This is a genomic window from Alcanivorax sp. HI0083 (genome assembly GCF_001635175.1).
On the sequence record NZ_LWFX01001270.1, the window covers coordinates 1 to 2722 of the forward strand.

The 2722-nt window shown below is 60.4% G+C and carries 3 protein-coding genes; all 3 read left to right on the forward strand.

The genetic code is table 11. The annotated features are described in order from the left end of the window. The coding region (locus tag A3754_RS18755; RefSeq protein ID WP_063520917.1) for a homoserine O-acetyltransferase at nucleotides 1-1132 on the forward strand (1132 nt) is incomplete at its 5' end. Next, nucleotides 1125-1715, forward strand: coding sequence for a methionine biosynthesis protein MetW (metW, locus tag A3754_RS18760; protein ID WP_063520918.1), 591 nt, complete (start codon nucleotides 1125-1127; stop codon nucleotides 1713-1715). The genes A3754_RS18755 and metW, both read left to right, overlap by 8 nt. Before the next feature lie 195 nt (nucleotides 1716-1910). Next, nucleotides 1911-2501 carry an RdgB/HAM1 family non-canonical purine NTP pyrophosphatase gene (gene rdgB / locus A3754_RS18765; RefSeq protein ID WP_063520919.1) on the forward strand — a complete coding sequence of 197 codons (591 nt, stop codon included), beginning with the start codon at nucleotides 1911-1913 and terminating at the stop codon, nucleotides 2499-2501. The last annotated feature ends 221 nt before the right edge of the window (nucleotides 2502-2722 follow it).

Sequence of the window (2722 nt, forward strand, 5' to 3'; positions counted from 1 at the left end):
GGAGCTGGAATGTGGCCGCACGCTGCCGACCTATGATCTGGTTTATGAAACCTACGGCACCCTGAACCGCGACGCATCCAACGCGGTGCTGATCTGCCATGCCCTGTCCGGCCACCATCACGCCGCCGGCTATCACCGGCCGGACGACAAACGCCCGGGCTGGTGGGACACCTGCATCGGCCCCGGCAAGGTCATCGACACGGACCGCTTCTTCGTGGTCAGCCTGAACAACCTGGGCGGCTGCCACGGCTCTACCGGCCCGGCGTCCATCAATCCGGAGACCGGCCAGCCCTGGGGCCCGGACTTTCCCATGATGACGGTGAAGGACTGGGTAAACAGCCAGGCACGATTGGCCGATGTGCTCGGCATTCAACGCTGGGCCGCGGTCATCGGCGGCAGCATGGGGGGCATGCAAGCCCTGCAGTGGTCCATCGATTACCCGGAACGCCTCAGCCATGCAGTGGTCATCGCCGCTGCGCCGAAGCTCTCTGCCCAGAACATCGCCTTTAATGAAGTGGCGCGACAGTCGATTCTGACCGACCCGAACTTCCACGGGGGGCGTTATTACCTGCATGATACCTACCCGCGCCAAGGGCTGATTCTGGCGCGCATGGTCGGCCACATCACCTACCTGAGTGACGACGCCATGCGCATGAAGTTCGGCCGCGACCTGCGCGCCGGGCGCTTCCATTTCGGTTTTGATGTGGAGTTTCAGGTGGAATCCTACCTGCGCCATCAGGGCGAAGTATTTTCACGCAATTTCGACGCCAACACCTACCTGCTGATGACCAAGGCGCTGGACTATTTCGACCCGGCCCGGGAATTCGACCACTCCCTGGAGCAGGCGCTCGCCAAACCCAGCTGCAACTTCCTGGTCATGTCGTTCACCTCGGACTGGCGCTTCGCCCCGGAACGCAGTCGGGAAATCGTCAACGGCCTGGTCCACGCCGGCCGCAATGTGAGTTACGCTGAAATCGACACGCCCAAGGGCCACGACGCCTTCCTGCTGGATATCCCCGAGTACACCAAATTGTTCGGTGCCTACATGCACAGGGTCGCCAACGAGGTGGAAAACAGCGCCAACGAAACCGAAAGCCGGACGGAAAATGCGGGGGCCAGTGCCGATGCGTGATGACCTTCAGCTAATCAGTGACTGGATTCCCCACAACGCAACCCTGCTGGACCTGGGTTGCGGCGACGGCACCCTGCTGGCCCACCTGAAAGCGCACAAGCAAACCGCCGGCTATGGCCTGGAAATCAACCAGGACAACCTGGCCGCCTGTTTTGAAAAGGGCGTGAATGTTCTGGAGCAGGATCTGGATGGCGGCCTGGGCAACTTCCAGGATCACCGCTTTGATTACGTGGTGATGACCCAGGCACTGCAAGCGGTGCTGCGCCCGGACCAGATCCTCAACGAAATGGTCCGCGTGGGTCGCGAAGCGATTATCACTTTCCCCAACTTCGGCCACTGGAAAGTCCGCGCTTACCTGGGCCTGAAAGGGCGCATGCCGGTGTCGTCCGCGCTGCCCTACGAGTGGTACAACACCCCGAACATTCACCTGTGCACCGTGCAGGATTTTGAAACCCACTGCCGAAAGCACGGCATTCGCATCCTCGAACGCCAGGTGATTAACCGTAATCACCGCACCAGCGTGCTCAGCAAATGGTGGCCAAACCTGTTCGGAGAAATCGCCATTTATCGGGTGAAGGGCTAAGCAGCTACGAGCTACGAGCTACGAGCTACGAGCTACGAGCTACGAGCTACGAGCTACGAGCTACGAGCTACGAGCTACGAGCTACGAGCTACGACGTTAGACAGTGTGGAACTCGCGATCCAGGTTCCCGCTCTTTTATCTTTTTCTCGTGGCTCGCGGCTAGACGCTAGCAGCTAACGACGTCAGGAGTTCCCCATGGAAAAAATCGTACTCGCCTCCGGCAATGCCAAGAAACTCGCTGAAATGCAGCACCTGCTGGCGCCGCTGAATATTGAAGTGGTCGCCCAGAGTGAATTCGATGTGCCGGAAGCCGAAGAAACCGGCAGCACCTTTGTGGAAAACGCCATCATCAAGGCCCGCAATGCCTGCAAGCACACCGGCCTGCCTGCCATCGCCGACGATTCCGGGCTCGAGGTCGCCGCGCTGAACGGCAGCCCCGGCATTTTCTCTGCCCGCTTTTCCGGGGTCGGCGCCACCGACGCCAAAAACAACGCCCTGCTGGTAGAGATGCTCACCGAGATTCCGGAAGAGGCTCGCCAGGCCCGCTACGTGGCACTGATTGTATTGATGCATCACGAAGACGACGCCACCCCGTTAATCTGCCAGGGCAACTGGAACGGTCGCATCGTGCTGGAACCCCAGGGCGAGCAAGGCTTTGGCTACGATCCCCATTTCTTTGTGGAAGAAAAAGGCTGCACCGCCGCGCAGTTGCCCGCGGAGGAAAAAAATGCCATCAGCCACCGGGGCAAGGCCATGGGCATGTTGATTGAAGCACTGAAAGCCTAGCCGGTCGCCTGGGAACCTTCACCGCACCTCCGCTCCTCTCTGATAAGGTCAGGGTTTACCGTCAGCAAGGAGCCGCTTCGGTGCCAACCCCACGTCGCCCTTATCCACAGCATTACCTCTGCCTTGCCCTGCTACTGCCTGCCGCCCTGAGCGAGGCCAACCCGCTACACGGCAGCCTGCAGACGCAATGGCACAGCCGCTATGTGAGCGAAGGCCGCGAC